The following is a 12,622-nucleotide window of genomic DNA, read 5'->3' as shown; positions in this document are numbered from 1 at the left end:
GTGGCATCATGCCGGCCCGCCGCGTCGCTCTGCCGGCGATCCGGTCAAAAACTGCCGCGCTCGGGACGAATCCGGATTGACAACTTGAAATACTGTGAAGCGGCCGAATGGCTGAGTTGCGGTTAAGTTATCGACACTTCATCTGTAAGGAAGAGGCCTACATGGTCGATATCATCATCACTGAGAGTCACCCTGTGCTCCAGCGTGGGTTGCAGCAGATTCTCACCGAAGTCGATCCAACGTGGGTGCCTATTCCCCGCTCAACGACCGACCTGCGTCATGCTCAAGCCTACGCAGGCGCCGACATGATCCTGTTCTCGCTGCCGAACGAGCCGGACGCGCTCGCCCGCGATGTCGCCATTGCGGCGTCGATACCGCAGCCCAACATCCTGTTCCTGTCGCCCGACCCCATCCTGGTGACCCCCATGCTGCCCGCAGCGTCCAACGTGCGGGGCTGTGTGGACAGTGGCGCCTCGGTAGAGGTGCTGGTGGCTTCGATCCGGTTGGTGCGCGTCGGCGGCCGCTGCTTCCCGGCCGTCCAGCAGCCCGTGCCGCCGGGGTTGACCTCACGCCTGGTCAAGCCGCTGGATCCGCCTGGTCAGCAGCAGAATGCAGACATGGAATTGCTTGGCATTACCGCCAGACAGTACGAAGTACTGGTCGCCCTGGCCCGAGGGCACTCGATCCAGGCAGTCGGCGAACTTCTCAACATCTCGATTTCCACGGCCAAATCTCACGCTTACGCGCTCTACCGCAGGCTCGGCGTGAACAGCAAATCCGAAGCGGTCTATGAAGCATCGCGCCGCGGCGCCAGCTTCGATTGGGACACGCCGACTGTCGCAGCGACGCCCGACGTGTTTCGGTATGTATCCCCCGGCTCAGGTTCCGACACACCTTGCAACGCTGTCACGCAAGACGAAGACTTCGAATTCGATTCCGCCCCACCCGACCTGGTCCGGTGGTGGCCGACAGGGAAGTAAGCCTTCTCTGCCCCGTCGGGAAACTGATCTTCCCGACCGCTCGCCAGCAAGCGATCCTTGCCTGGCAGCTCAGGAAGCCGCCTCCCGCTCCGCGGCTTCCTTGTCCGACAAAGCCTGCGCCGCCTCGGGATTGAGCGCACGACCCGGCCCCTTGGGCTCGGTCAGTGGCGCAGGCATCGGGAAGCGTCCACGATCCACACTGCGGCCAGCCAAAAGCCCGCCCGCAATCTGCAGTTCAAGACGCTCTTCATCCCGCCGGCGCACCTCGGTCATGAGCGTCACGACATCGTCGTCCGTGACGCCCAGGCCGCGCAGCGCGGCTTCCCCCATCGCCATGGCCGACTCAAAGGTCTCGCGGACCTGATACTCCACACCCTTGCCAATCAGGGCCAAGGCGTGCCGGCGATCATAAGAACGCACATACAGCTGCGAACGCGGAAAGTTGTGCTGCACCAGTTCGACAATGCGATCGGTGGTCTTTTCGTCATCGACACACACCAGGATCGCGCGGGCACTGGCCGCGCCCGACGTGCGCAGGTCTTCGAGCCGCGACCCATCGCCATAGAACACCTGGAAGCCGAAGTTGCCGGCCGACCGGATCATGTCGGGATCATTTTCGATGATGGTGATATTGATGCCGCGCGCCAGCAGCGCCTGGCTGGCCACTTGCGAAAAGCGGCCGAACCCGATGATCAGGACTTCGCCTTCGGCGCTGGACGCCCGCTCGACGCCTTCCATCGACACTTCCTTGCGGTTCGGGAAGAGCGTGCGTGACGCAATCAGCGCAAGGGGCGTCAACGCCATCGACAGGATCACGATGGCTGTGAGGATCGCGCTGGTGTTGACATCGAGAATGCCTGCGGCGCCAGCCGCCGAATACAGCACGAATGCAAATTCGCCGCCCTGGGCCAGCACGGCCGCCCGGCGGATCGCTTCGATATGCGACCCCTTGAAAGCGCGCGCGACCGCGTAGATCCCGACGGCTTTCAAGGACATGTAGCCGGCCACGCCGGCCACGATCACCTGCCATTCACGGGCAAAGATCGACAGGTCCAGGGACATGCCGACACCCATGAAGAACAAGCCGAGCAGAATGCCGCGGAACGGTTCTATGTCGGCTTCGAGCTGATGCCGGAAACTGGATTCGGACAGCAGCACGCCGGCCACGAAGGCGCCGAGCGCCATCGACAGTCCGCCCAGTTCCATGGCAAGCGCCGCGCCCAGGACCACCAGCAGTGCCGCCGCGGTCATGACTTCGCGCGCGCGGGCGCCGGCCAGGATCCGGAACATGGGATTGAGCAACCACCGCCCTGCCGCCAGCAAGGCCGCAAGCGAGCCGATGGCGACACCCACGGTCACCCAGCGCGAGGCGTCGTCACTGTCAGACGTGGCAGGACCGACAAAGGCGACCAGGGCCAGCAAAGGCACGATCGCCAGGTCTTCAAGCAACAGGATGGAAACGATGCGCTGGCCATAGGGCGTTGACGTCTTGCCCTGTTCGTCCAGCACCTGCACCGCGATCGCGGTGGAGGACAGCACGAAACCCATGGCGCCGACAAAGGCGACGGCATGCGGCAGGCCGGCCAGAATGCCAATGCCGGTCAGAATGGCACCGCAGACGACGACCTGGGCGACACCCAGGCCAAAGATTTCCTTGCGCAGGCTCCATAGATGCGACGGCTGCATCTCCAGCCCGATCACAAAGAGGAACATGACGACGCCCAGTTCGGCGATATGCAGCACCGATTCGGGATCGCCGAACAAGTCGAAGCCGAACGGGCCCATCACAAGGCCGGCCGCCAGGTACCCGAGCACCGACCCGAGCCCCAGCCGTTTGAACAAGGGCACCGCCACGACCCCCGCTGCGAGCAGCGCCACGATCGGCACCAGCTCTTTTGCGTATCCTTCCACCGCCATCCGAAATCACCCGTCTTGTAAGTTGGGCATCATTCTGCATGGCGGCGGTCGTGGTGGACAGCTTTTTATGCCACCCCGGGGGTCGTTCGCGCTCCTGTCCGCTTAGCGCGTTGCGGGCACCACGGTGCGGTGCTCGCGGATCACGCCGCCACCTTCGACGCTGCCGCTGGTGGTGCCCTGCTTCATGCGGGCCACGCACTCCGCGCGATCGCTGGCAGGCAGCGATTCGCAGCGTGCCAGCGCGTTCTTCTGGTACTGGTCGCCGGCGCCGTCGGCCAGGCGGTTGCGGCGCGCTTCGTCGCGCGCGGCGCCGGCTTCACGGATGCAGGTCGCACGGTCCTGATGGGACGAACCACTGGTGCAAGCGGCCATTTCCTTCTTGTATTGCGCGTCGATGTCGGCCGACGCGCTGGCGGCCAGGGCTGCCGACGAGAAGGCCAGCGCACCAAGGACGCCAGCGGCCAGATGACGCAGGCGCATTGCCGACACGTGCTTGGGTGAAGAGGACAGGTTCATGGTCAAACTCCCTTTTTATCGTTGTGGGGAACATCGGAAACTGGGTTGAAGGATTGGGGGCTGCCTGGGTCACGGCTGCCTGGGTCGTTGCTGCCGCGGGGCTGGCGCATCGGCATCTGGTCGATGGTGCCGAACAGGGTTCTTGCATCGATCACACCCTCCTCGCGCATCTTGACGCCGCCATCCATGCCGACCAGCAGCACGGTGGCCGGCGCATTGGCGGACACGTCCATCGCGCTGCGGATCGCCCGGGCCTGTTCTGCGGACAGCCAGGCATCGTCGCGGCGGGCGCGATCGCCGACCACCACGTACAGCACCATCTCACGTTCCTTGAAGGCGGCCTGGTTCGCGGGGGTCTGCAGAATGTCCTGCATCCGGACGAGCGTCGGATCGGTCGCCGACGGCGCGACGATGACAAGCGGCCGGGTCTTCCAGCGCTCGGCCAGCAACGGGTTGGCGTCCTGACTCGGGGACCTTGCAGACGTGGACGATGCCGCCGCCGCGTCCGGCACGGCCAACGAGGCCGCGCAGGCAAGGCCGGCGCCCATCAACAGACCCAGCAGTCCACGCCGCGACGCGTTACGGTTCAGAGGCCATCCGGTCATCATCATGTCATCCTTGAGTGCAAGCCAATCGCAAGTGTTCGGCGCCGCATCAGGTCTGCGGCGGTTGCCCGTTCGACGCCGACAGTCCGCCGTCCACCGGCAGGTTTACGCCGGTAACGAAGCGCGCATCGTCGCTGCCCAGGAAGGCGATCACATCGGCAATGTCTTCGGCTTCGGCGGCGCGGCCAAGCGGAATACGCTCCATGAACTTGTCCATCAATTCCTGGTTCTCGAACATGTCGTCGGTCATTTCGCTGCGCGTCAGGCTGGGGCAGACGGCATTGACCCGCACGCCGTCCCGGCCATGGTCCATCGCCAGCGCGCGGGTGAAGTTGGTGACCGCGCCCTTGGCCGCGTTGTACACGCTCATGCCCCAGTCGCCCCCGAGCCCCGACACCGACGACGTATTGACGATGGACCCCTTCGTCTTGATCAATTCCGGCAACGCGGCGCGGCACCCGTAAAAGACGCCGTCCAGGTCGGTCGCCATGACCTTGCGCCAGTCTTCGGCCGACACGTCGGTGATCTTGCCCTCGACGACCGTGCCGGCGTTGTTGACCAGCACATCCAGGCGGCCAAATCGCGCGACCGCGTCGCGCACCAGGCCCTCGACATCGGACAGGTCGGCCACGTCCGTCGGGCGCACCAACACCTTGTCGTCCTTGCCTATCGTCTGGGCAACCTCGTCCAGCTTGTCGCGAGTGCGGCCGGCCAGTACCACGGCGGCGCCCTCTTTCGCAAAACGGCGCGCCGTCGCGGCGCCAATGCCTGATCCTGCACCCGTGACGATCACTACCTTGTTCGTATACCGTTCCATGTCAGCTCCTCGCATGACGCCGTGCCCGACACCGCCGCTACTTGGCTGCGCTCGTAATGGCACCTGCATCGTTTCATTAGTGCTATAGTCGTTCGCCACCCGCGGGGCCTGCCCGGCGGATCGCTGCAACCTCCAGCTAATCAAAGACGGGTGACCCGGGCAATGAGAGATGCGCAACCAAGCATGACGGATGCGGCGCCAATGCCTCGCCCCGCGCATGCGGCAGGACGGCCCACCCGCGATCAAGCCAGTGCGCTCGCCGATCACATCGTCGATGCCGCCACCCGCCTCATCACCAAAAACGGTTACCAAGCCACCAGCATCGACGCCATTGCGCGCGAGGCCGGTGTGGCCAAACGTACCTTGTACAGTCGCTTTGCCGGCAAAGAAGACCTGCTGGTGGCCGTGCTGCGGCGACTGGTGCACGATGTCGTGCCTGCGTTGCGGGTCGACGAACAGCGCGCGCCCCTGAAAGAACGGCTCGAAGCGTTCGGCGCGGACCTGCTTGATTGCTCGTCGGGGCCGACCGCGACGGCGTGGCGACGGCTGATCATGGCCGAATTGGTGCACGTGCCTGACCTGGCAGCGCTGGTCCGGCGCGAGACCGTCGACATCATTGACGGCTTTGTCGGCGCCTTGCTGCAAGACGCCGTCGACCGCGCCGAACTGCCAGCCATCGACATCCCGTTCGCCGCGCGCAGCTATCGCGCCCTGTTGTGCGCGCCCGTGCAGGATCCCACCGTGTGTGCGGGCGATGTGCCATCCGGCCACGTGCAGGACGCCGTCGCGTTCTTTCTGCGGGGATGCGGCTGCGGGCAGGACGACGCATTGCCATGCCGACCCACCGACGCGGCGGTGTGCAGGTCTGCAGAAGGAATGGCCGTCATGTCATCACGAGGACGCACGCCATGAACGCGCAGCCCTTGTCGGTGCCTGCTGCGCACGTCCCGCCAGCCGCCAACCCGACCTTCCTGGCGGTCGACAACGCGGTGTCGCCGCCCCGCGTCCGCCTGTCTGGCGACTGGACGCTCGCCCACTACCAGGACCTGCTGGTACTGGCCCGCAAGCATGCCTTCGCGGGTCAGGCGGCGCCGCAGGTGGACCTGAGCGGCATTGGCTCGCTGGATACCGCCGGCGCGTCGGCCATCGTGGAACTGCTGGGACCGCATCTGCTGGACCTGGTGTCCCAGCCCGACGCACTGGCTTCCCAGGGCCTGGCCCCCAATCGACAGGCCCTGCTCCGCACGGTGGCCGAAGCCATGTGCACCCGTTGCCGCGCGGCGCCGGTGCCGCGCACGTCGGCGCTGATGGACGTGATCGAACACATCGGCCGCGCCATGGTTCGCTGCTGGCAACTGGCGGCCTACCTGCTCGGCTTTATCGGGCTGACGCTGGAAGCCCTGGCGCGCAACCTGTTTCGCCCGCGCCGCTGGCGCGTCACGGCGGTGGTTGCGCAGATCGAACAGACTGGCCTCGATGCCGTGCCCATCGTGGCGCTGCTGACCTTTATGGTCGGCGCGGTGATCGCCTTTCTGGGGGCCACCGTGCTGGAGGCTTTTGGCGCCAGCATCTATACCGTGGACCTGGTGGCCTTTGCGTTCCTGCGTGAATTTGCCGTGTTGCTGACGGCCATCCTGATGGCCGGGCGCACGGCGAGCGCCTTTACCGCCCAGATCGGATCCATGAAGGCGAACGAAGAAATCGATGCGATCCGCGCCTTGGGCCTGAACCCGGTCGACCTGCTGGTCCTGCCGCGCGTGCTGGCCCTGCTGATCTCTCTGCCGGCACTGACGTTCATTGCAATGATCGCGGGCATTACCGGCGGCGCGATCGTATGTGCGCTGAGCCTGGACATTTCGCCCAGCATGTTCCTGTCCATCCTGCACCAGAACCTGGAAGCGCGGCACTTTCTGCTGGGCATGGCCAAGGCGCCGATCTTTGCCTTCTTGATCGCCATCGTGGGCTGCCTGGAAGGCTTCAAGGTGAGCGGCAGTGCGCAGTCGGTGGGCGAGCACACCACGTCGGCCGTCGTGCAATGCATTTTCATCGTGATTCTGGTCGATGCCATCGCGGCGCTGTTCTACATGGAGATGGGATGGTGACGACGGCCGATACCATCATTGCCGTGCGCGGCGTGACCAACCGCTTCGGCACGCAGACCGTGCACCAGGACCTGGATCTGGACGTGCGGCGTGGCGAAGTGCTGGGCGTGGTCGGTGGCTCGGGCACGGGCAAGTCGGTGCTGCTGCGTACGATTATCGGATTGCAGCGGCCAGCATCGGGCAGCGTGCACGTCCTGGGCGGCGACCTGATGACGCTGGACGCCGACGCGCGGTCACGGATCGAACGGCGCTTTGGCGTGCTGTTCCAGCGCGGCGCCTTGTTCTCATCGTTGACGGTGGCCGAGAACGTGGCGCTGCCCTTGATCGAATACGCCGGGCTGTCGCGCGACGATGCCGAGCACCTGGCCGAGGTCAAGCTGGCCCTGGCCGGCCTGCCGCCCGAAGCGGGCGCCAAGATGCCCTCGGAACTTTCCGGCGGCATGGTCAAGCGCGCCGCATTGGCACGGGCCCTGGCGCTGGATCCCGAGATCCTGTTCCTGGACGAACCGACAGCCGGCCTGGATCCGATCGGCGCCGCCGCGTTTGACCGGCTGATCGTCACCCTGCGCGACGCGCTGGGCCTGACGGTATTTCTGGTGACGCACGACCTGGATACCCTGTACGCCATCTGCGATCGGGTGGCCGTGCTGTCGAACAGGAAGGTGCTGGTGAACGACCACATCGACGCCGTCGCCGCCACCGACGACGCCTGGATCCAGGACTACTTTCATGGCCCGCGCGGCCGGGCGGCGCAGACGGCTGCGACCGACCCTTCCCCACCTGCTGACCCCTTGGAGCAACGCTGATGGAAACCCGAGCGCACCACGTGCTGATCGGCCTGTTTACCGTGGCCATCGCCGCAGCGGCACTGGCCTTCGGGCTGTGGCTGAGCAAGTCGCATCGCGACCGCGAAATCCACTACTACAACATTGTCTTCAATGAAGCGGTCAACGGCCTGACGCGCGGCAGTTCGGTGCTGTACAGCGGCATCACCATCGGCGACGTGGTGCGTCTGACCCTGGACCCCAAAGACCCACGCCGCGTGCTGGCCCGCGTGCGGATTGAAGGCGATGTCCCGATCAAGCAGGACACCCGCGCGCGGCTGGCGCTGACCGGCATCACGGGCACGTCGGTGATCCAGTTGAGCAACGGTTCCCCCGAAAGCCCGCGCCTGGAAAGCACAGACGGCGAGGACCCGATCATCATCGCGGTGCCGTCGCCGATCAACCAGTTCCTGACCAGTGGCGAAGACCTGTTGATCAACGTGAACGAGATCCTGGCGAGCGCCAAGACGCTGCTGTCCGAAGAGAACGGCAAGCGCGTCAGCCACATCCTGGAAAACATCGACAAGGCATCGAACACCATGACCGCCCAAGGCGACAGCCTGCGCGAACTGGTGCAGCAGATGACTTTGGCCAGCCGCCAGGCGACGGCATCTCTGGCGCAAGCCGGCACCCTGGTGAACAGCGCCGACACCCTGGTGAGGCAAGACGGCGCGCGCACGCTGGGCAGCGCCGAAAAAGCCATGCAGTCGCTGGAACGCACGGGCACCACGCTTGAACAATTGCTGACGGACAACCGCGACGCCCTGACCGGTGGCGCGCAGGGTCTGGCCGAGCTGGGGCCGGCGATCGCCGAGCTGCGCACGACGCTCGCATCCTTGCGGGGGATTTCCCGCCGGCTTGAGGACAACCCCGCCAACTATCTGCTGGGCCGCGAAAACATTCAGGAATTCCAACCATGATGACTGCGATGAAACCCCTGTCCCTCCAACGCGCCATTCACGCGGGAATCGCTGCCGTGACGATGGCGTCGGTGCTGGGCGCCTGCTCCGTGTTGCCCGATGCCGAGCCGGTCACGATCTATCAATTGCCGACGGCCCGCGCTGCGGCAACTGCGGCGTCAACGGCGGCGGCACGCGTCGGGCCTCCGGCGGCCACCACCGCCGGGCCTGCTTCGGCCACAAACGCCGGACTCCCCACCACCCCCACCACCCCCGTCAGCCGCGCCGACTGGGCCTTGCGCGTCGTCAAGCCATCCAGCAGCGCCGTGACGGACAGCCCGCGGATCCTGGTGCTGCGTGACGCCAACCAGGTCAACGCCTACCAGGCCGTGCGGTGGAGCGATCCCGCCCCGGCCCTGTGGCGTAATCGCCTGACCGCCGCCTTCATGGAAGATGGCCGCATCAGTGCCCTCAGCACCGATGACGCGCCCGCGCACGCCGACCTGGAACTGGCCGGCGACCTGCGATCGTTTCAGGTGGAATACCAGGGTGCGCAGCCCGTGGTGGCGCTGCGCCTGGATGCGCGGCTGGTGCGCACCGGCACGCGGCGCATCGTGGCGTCGCGCAGCTTTGTCGTCATGCAGCCGGTCAACGGCAGCAAGGTGCCGGAAGTGGTGACGGCATTCGGCCAGGCGGCCGATGCCCTGTCGTCGCAAGTGGTGGACTGGACACTGACCCAGTCGCCGGCGCGCTAGACCGGAGTCGGGTCGCGTCGCAGCGGAACCTAGTGGCGGAACGCCGCGGCAGAACGCCGCAGCGTGGCGCCCTGCGACCCGGGCCCGGCTTTCTCCTCGATCACGGTTTGAAAAATGGCGCCTGCGTCATCAGGCGGTTTTCCTGCGAGATCAGATAACCGGCTTCGCCACTTTTTTCCTGATAGGCATGCCAGGCCGGATCGGCCTGCATCGCGGCGCGGCGGGCAGCGCGGTCGGCGGCGTCCTGATAGACCCAGATGTGCAGGAAGCTGTTCACGTTGCCCGTCTCGGTCACCGCGTACAGCAGCGGCTGGCCCAGATGCTTGCTTTGAACAGGAAAGCCCAGGCTTTCGTACAGCGCCAGATGCTTCTTGATGGTGCCGGGTTTGCAGGTGTAGGTGCGAACGTCGTAGAGCATGAAGAGTCCTCGTGGGGGATGAACGGGTCGGGTGAAGGAGCGGGTCGGCCTTTACGGAGTCGGCCATTGCCACTGCGGCCATTGCGCAAGCAGACCACGTAAGCAGACCGCCAGCCGGAATGCTACAGCACGATCAAGAACACCAGCGCGCCCAAACCCAGCATCAGGAAGGGATTGACCTTGGTCAGCATCAGCGCCAGGGTCGATGCGCCCGCCACGGCCCATGCCCAGGCGCCGCCCTCGGCTGCGCGCAACACGGTGCACGACGCGGCCAGCACCATGCCGGCCGCGACCGGCACGAGCCCGGCTTCGATCGCACGGATCCAGGGCCGGCCGGCATGCCGCGTCCAGACATGGGCCAGACCGTAGACCAGGATGGACGACGGCACAAAGATCGCGAATGACGCCACCAGTGCGCCCACCAGCCCCGACACCTGCCACCCCACCAGGGTGACCAGCAGCGAGCCCGGCCCTGGCGCCAGGCGCGACAACGCAAACAGGTCCAGGAACTGCGCATTGCTCATCCAGCCGTACACGTCGACCGATTGGCGGTGAATGTCGGCAACGACGCTTTGCCCGCCGCCCACGGTCAGGAAAGACAGCGGCAGGAACACGCGCAAGAGTTCAACGATCGCGCGGCCCATCAGCCCGCCGCCTTGCCGTGCAGGCGCAGGTACGCCGTTGCGATCGATACCGGCGCCAGGGCGCCCACCACCCACAACAACGGCAGGCGCAGCACAAAGATCGCAACAAAAGTCGCCACCATGAACAGCAGCGGCAACCAGTCGCGGGCCGCCCGCCGCGCCGCACGCAGGCCGGTCTGCAAGGACAGCCCTACCGCCGCGGCCGCGATGCCGGCCAGTCCGACATGCACCGCATGAATGTGCGCGACCTGGGCGAATGCGCCTGCGAGCACCAGCACCACCGCCATCGGCGGCAGCACCAGTCCGAGCGACGCGGCCAGCGCACCCTGCCCGCCCCTCAGACGAAAGCCGAGCCAGATCGCCAGGTTGACGACGTTCACACCTGGAAAAGCCTGCGCCAGCGCCAGGCCGCTAAGAAAGTCCGCCTCGGTCAGCCAGCCGCGGCGCTGCACGATTTCGCGCATCATCCAGCCGCTCAGGCCTCCGCCAAAGCTGGTCAATCCGATCATGGCAAAGACCTTGAACAGGTCGCGCGCGCTGGGCGACGCCCGGGGCGCCGGATCGGGGGGGAAGCAAGAGGTGGGGGTCGCCAGGGAAGCGTCAGGCAGCGGTGGCGCGGAACGGGTCGACATGGCGGTGGGCGGCGCGGGATCGGAAGCCGATCATCTTACGCCGGGCCAGATGTCGGGGACCTTGCCGGTTCGCCACGGCGATCAGGCCTTCTTGCATGAACGCGCTCGCGCCTTCGCACGGCCTGCGTCATGCAGCGACAAGACGCTTTGCCGCGTGCGTGCGCAGCCGTGGCGTCTTCGGTGACTCAGACAGCGGAATCGCTTTCAGTCGCCTTCAATTGCGCTTGCAGATAATTTTCGAGACCCACCATGGTGATCTGACGCAGTTGCTGCTCCAGCCAGTACGCGTGGTCTTCTTCGGTATCGCCCAGCTGCGCCAGCAGGATGTCGCGCGTGACGAAGTCGCGCACGCGTTCGCAGATGACGATGCCTTCGCGCAAGGCCGTCCGCACTTCCTCTTCGACGTCGAGGTCAAAGCGCAGCATTTCCGGCACCGTCTTGCCGACGCGCACCGCGGCCACCCGCATGTCCGGCGTGCCATCCAGCATCAGGATGCGGCGGATCAAGGCATCGGCATGCAACGTCTCGTCGGCCATCTCGTGATTGATACGCTCGTACAGCTTCTTGTACGACCATTCGTCATACATGCGCGAGTGGATGAAATATTGGTCCCGCGCGCCCAGCTCGCCCGCCAGCAGCGTATTGAGATAGTCGACGACTTCAGTATTGCCCAGCATGGCCTGCATCCTTCGAGAGCGCCGCGGATCAGTCCGCGAATCGGCCATTGTACGGGCAGCGGTCAGCTGCCCGTGCCTGTCGGGTCGTCCGGAGTTTCCACGACGCCTGACTGACGAATGGCGGTCAGTTGCTCGAGCAAGCCGGGCACCCAGTTCCGTAGCGTGTCCCACACAACGTTGGGGTCAATATCGAAATAGCCGTGTGCCATTCGGTTGCGCATATTGCGCATACTGCGCCAAGGTACTTCAGAGCGGGTCTGAGCAAATTCAGGATAGCCGTCCATCAACCTTGTGGCAGCCTCACCCATGATGATGAAGCTCATGACGACCGCCTGTTGCGTGCGTTTGTCCGTCAAGAAGCCGGCCTCGTCTATCCCTATGACAAAGCTTTGCGCATCGAGTGCTGCCTGCTCGATGTGGTCGAGGTAATCGCTCAGCCTACGGTGACTCATACCGGCTTGGCTTCAGCAAGCACATTGTCCCGGAACTTGCTGGGGAGGTCGCCAGGGGTGAGCAAATCGACGTCCACGCCGAGCAATACCGAAAGTTCCTCTTCGAGATCGCCAAGGTCCAGTAGCGTCGCGCCCGGCAGCGCATCTACCAGCAGGTCCAGGTCGCTGCCTTCGCGATCCGTGCCGTGCAGCACCGAACCGAACACGCGGGGGTTAGCGGTCCGAAAGCGAGCGACGGCTTCACGCACAGCGCTTCGTTTCATATCGAGCACAACGGACGGTCGCATAGGGATCCCTGGCAGGCTGACGTTGGCGAACGGGGGAGCAGGCGGCATAGGCGCCTCGATTACCCCGCCGGCACCACCACATTATTACCTACCCAAG

The 12,622-nt window shown here is 65.3% G+C and carries 16 protein-coding genes; 6 read left to right on the top strand and 10 right to left on the bottom strand.

The genetic code is table 11. The annotated features are described in order from the left end of the window. The first annotated feature begins 107 nt into the window (after positions 1 to 107). Entirely contained in the window at positions 108 to 980 is an 873-nt protein-coding gene (locus IE116_RS03880; RefSeq protein ID WP_189609931.1) for a response regulator transcription factor, read from the top strand. Positions 981 to 1,049: 69 nt separating this feature from the next. Here IE116_RS03880 and IE116_RS03875 read toward each other — a convergent pair whose 3' ends face one another. The 4 genes from IE116_RS03875 to budC all read right to left on the bottom strand — a co-directional run bounded on the left by IE116_RS03875 (position 1,050) and on the right by budC (position 4,835). Then, a complete protein-coding gene (locus tag IE116_RS03875; RefSeq protein WP_189609929.1) occupies positions 1,050 to 2,897 on the bottom strand; it encodes a monovalent cation:proton antiporter-2 (CPA2) family protein in 1,848 nt (615 codons plus the stop codon). Positions 2,898 to 2,999: 102 nt separating this feature from the next. Next, positions 3,000 to 3,413, bottom strand: a complete 414-nt coding sequence (locus IE116_RS03870; RefSeq protein ID WP_189609928.1) for a hypothetical protein — start codon at positions 3,411 to 3,413, stop codon at positions 3,000 to 3,002. 2 nt (positions 3,414 to 3,415) lie between these two features. Further along, the gene (locus IE116_RS03865; RefSeq protein ID WP_189609926.1) at positions 3,416 to 3,961 is read right to left on the bottom strand and encodes a DUF4174 domain-containing protein; all 546 of its coding nucleotides are present in this window, start codon (positions 3,959 to 3,961) and stop codon (positions 3,416 to 3,418) included. Positions 3,962 to 4,067: 106 nt separating this feature from the next. Then, positions 4,068 to 4,835 (bottom strand): meso-2,3-butanediol dehydrogenase, encoded by a 768-nt coding sequence (budC, locus tag IE116_RS03860; RefSeq protein ID WP_189609924.1) that lies wholly within the window; start codon positions 4,833 to 4,835, stop codon positions 4,068 to 4,070. A 201-nt stretch (positions 4,836 to 5,036) separates the two neighbouring features. Between budC and IE116_RS03855 the strand changes: the two genes are divergently transcribed. Genes IE116_RS03855 through IE116_RS03835 form a run of 5 tightly spaced genes read left to right on the top strand, consistent with a single transcriptional unit; the run spans position 5,037 to position 9,415 of the window. Then, the gene (locus IE116_RS03855) at positions 5,037 to 5,747 is read left to right on the top strand and encodes a TetR/AcrR family transcriptional regulator (protein ID WP_189609922.1); all 711 of its coding nucleotides are present in this window, start codon (positions 5,037 to 5,039) and stop codon (positions 5,745 to 5,747) included. After that, a complete protein-coding gene (locus tag IE116_RS03850; protein ID WP_189609920.1) occupies positions 5,744 to 6,937 on the top strand; it encodes an ABC transporter permease in 1,194 nt (397 codons plus the stop codon). The genes IE116_RS03855 and IE116_RS03850 overlap by 4 nt, the downstream gene beginning before the upstream one ends. Continuing rightward, positions 6,931 to 7,743, top strand: a complete 813-nt coding sequence (locus IE116_RS03845) for an ABC transporter ATP-binding protein (protein ID WP_229827988.1) — start codon at positions 6,931 to 6,933, stop codon at positions 7,741 to 7,743. The genes IE116_RS03850 and IE116_RS03845 overlap by 7 nt, the downstream gene beginning before the upstream one ends. Beyond that, positions 7,743 to 8,681, top strand: coding sequence for an MlaD family protein (locus tag IE116_RS03840; protein WP_189609918.1), 939 nt, complete (start codon positions 7,743 to 7,745; stop codon positions 8,679 to 8,681). The genes IE116_RS03845 and IE116_RS03840 overlap by 1 nt, the downstream gene beginning before the upstream one ends. Beyond that, a complete protein-coding gene (locus IE116_RS03835) occupies positions 8,678 to 9,415 on the top strand; it encodes an ABC-type transport auxiliary lipoprotein family protein (RefSeq protein WP_189609916.1) in 738 nt (245 codons plus the stop codon). Before IE116_RS03840 ends, IE116_RS03835 begins: the two co-directional genes overlap by 4 nt. Before the next feature lie 100 nt (positions 9,416 to 9,515). On the opposite strand, the gene IE116_RS03830 is transcribed toward IE116_RS03835, so the two are convergent. The 6 genes from IE116_RS03830 to IE116_RS03805 all read right to left on the bottom strand — a co-directional run bounded on the left by IE116_RS03830 (position 9,516) and on the right by IE116_RS03805 (position 12,525). After that, positions 9,516 to 9,833 (bottom strand): NIPSNAP family protein, encoded by a 318-nt coding sequence (locus IE116_RS03830; RefSeq protein WP_179587706.1) that lies wholly within the window; start codon positions 9,831 to 9,833, stop codon positions 9,516 to 9,518. 122 nt (positions 9,834 to 9,955) lie between these two features. Further along, positions 9,956 to 10,477, bottom strand: coding sequence for a chromate transporter (locus tag IE116_RS03825; RefSeq protein ID WP_189609913.1), 522 nt, complete (start codon positions 10,475 to 10,477; stop codon positions 9,956 to 9,958). Continuing rightward, a complete protein-coding gene (locus tag IE116_RS03820) occupies positions 10,477 to 11,109 on the bottom strand; it encodes a chromate transporter (protein WP_189609911.1) in 633 nt (210 codons plus the stop codon). Before IE116_RS03820 ends, IE116_RS03825 begins: the two co-directional genes overlap by 1 nt. 185 nt (positions 11,110 to 11,294) lie before the next feature. After that, positions 11,295 to 11,786 (bottom strand): bacterioferritin, encoded by a 492-nt coding sequence (gene bfr / locus IE116_RS03815; protein WP_189609909.1) that lies wholly within the window; start codon positions 11,784 to 11,786, stop codon positions 11,295 to 11,297. Positions 11,787 to 11,848: 62 nt separating this feature from the next. Then, on the bottom strand, positions 11,849 to 12,238 hold the full coding sequence (locus tag IE116_RS03810) for a HepT-like ribonuclease domain-containing protein (protein WP_189609907.1): 390 nt from the start codon (positions 12,236 to 12,238) through the stop codon (positions 11,849 to 11,851). Next, on the bottom strand, positions 12,235 to 12,525 hold the full coding sequence (locus IE116_RS03805; protein WP_189609905.1) for a nucleotidyltransferase family protein: 291 nt from the start codon (positions 12,523 to 12,525) through the stop codon (positions 12,235 to 12,237). The genes IE116_RS03810 and IE116_RS03805 overlap by 4 nt, the downstream gene beginning before the upstream one ends. Positions 12,526 to 12,622 lie beyond the last annotated feature (97 nt).

The organism is Pigmentiphaga litoralis, assembly GCF_014651835.1.
GTDB classification, from domain to species: Bacteria; Pseudomonadota; Gammaproteobacteria; order Burkholderiales; family Burkholderiaceae_B; genus Pigmentiphaga; species Pigmentiphaga litoralis.
Note: the sequence above shows the minus strand (reverse complement) of the source record. Positions and strands in the feature narration are given on the sequence as shown.

What these genes read in the sequence shown, in the direction of transcription:
- IE116_RS03880 (WP_189609931.1), top strand. Translation starts at nt 108, where the DNA reads ATGGCTGAGTTGCGGTTAAGTTATCGACACTTCATCTGTAAGGAAGAG.
- IE116_RS03875 (WP_189609929.1), bottom strand. Translation starts at nt 2,897, where the DNA reads ATGGCGGTGGAAGGATACGCAAAAGAGCTGGTGCCGATCGTGGCGCTG.
- IE116_RS03870 (WP_189609928.1), bottom strand. Translation starts at nt 3,413, where the DNA reads ATGAACCTGTCCTCTTCACCCAAGCACGTGTCGGCAATGCGCCTGCGT.
- IE116_RS03865 (WP_189609926.1), bottom strand. Translation starts at nt 3,961, where the DNA reads ATGGGCGCCGGCCTTGCCTGCGCGGCCTCGTTGGCCGTGCCGGACGCG.
- budC (WP_189609924.1), bottom strand. Translation starts at nt 4,835, where the DNA reads ATGGAACGGTATACGAACAAGGTAGTGATCGTCACGGGTGCAGGATCA.
- IE116_RS03855 (WP_189609922.1), top strand. Translation starts at nt 5,037, where the DNA reads ATGCCTCGCCCCGCGCATGCGGCAGGACGGCCCACCCGCGATCAAGCC.
- IE116_RS03850 (WP_189609920.1), top strand. Translation starts at nt 5,744, where the DNA reads ATGAACGCGCAGCCCTTGTCGGTGCCTGCTGCGCACGTCCCGCCAGCC.
- IE116_RS03845 (WP_229827988.1), top strand. Translation starts at nt 6,931, where the DNA reads ATGGTGACGACGGCCGATACCATCATTGCCGTGCGCGGCGTGACCAAC.
- IE116_RS03840 (WP_189609918.1), top strand. Translation starts at nt 7,743, where the DNA reads ATGGAAACCCGAGCGCACCACGTGCTGATCGGCCTGTTTACCGTGGCC.
- IE116_RS03835 (WP_189609916.1), top strand. Translation starts at nt 8,678, where the DNA reads ATGATGACTGCGATGAAACCCCTGTCCCTCCAACGCGCCATTCACGCG.
- IE116_RS03830 (WP_179587706.1), bottom strand. Translation starts at nt 9,833, where the DNA reads ATGCTCTACGACGTTCGCACCTACACCTGCAAACCCGGCACCATCAAG.
- IE116_RS03825 (WP_189609913.1), bottom strand. Translation starts at nt 10,477, where the DNA reads ATGGGCCGCGCGATCGTTGAACTCTTGCGCGTGTTCCTGCCGCTGTCT.
- IE116_RS03820 (WP_189609911.1), bottom strand. Translation starts at nt 11,109, where the DNA reads ATGTCGACCCGTTCCGCGCCACCGCTGCCTGACGCTTCCCTGGCGACC.
- bfr (WP_189609909.1), bottom strand. Translation starts at nt 11,786, where the DNA reads ATGCTGGGCAATACTGAAGTCGTCGACTATCTCAATACGCTGCTGGCG.
- IE116_RS03810 (WP_189609907.1), bottom strand. Translation starts at nt 12,238, where the DNA reads ATGAGTCACCGTAGGCTGAGCGATTACCTCGACCACATCGAGCAGGCA.
- IE116_RS03805 (WP_189609905.1), bottom strand. Translation starts at nt 12,525, where the DNA reads ATGCGACCGTCCGTTGTGCTCGATATGAAACGAAGCGCTGTGCGTGAA.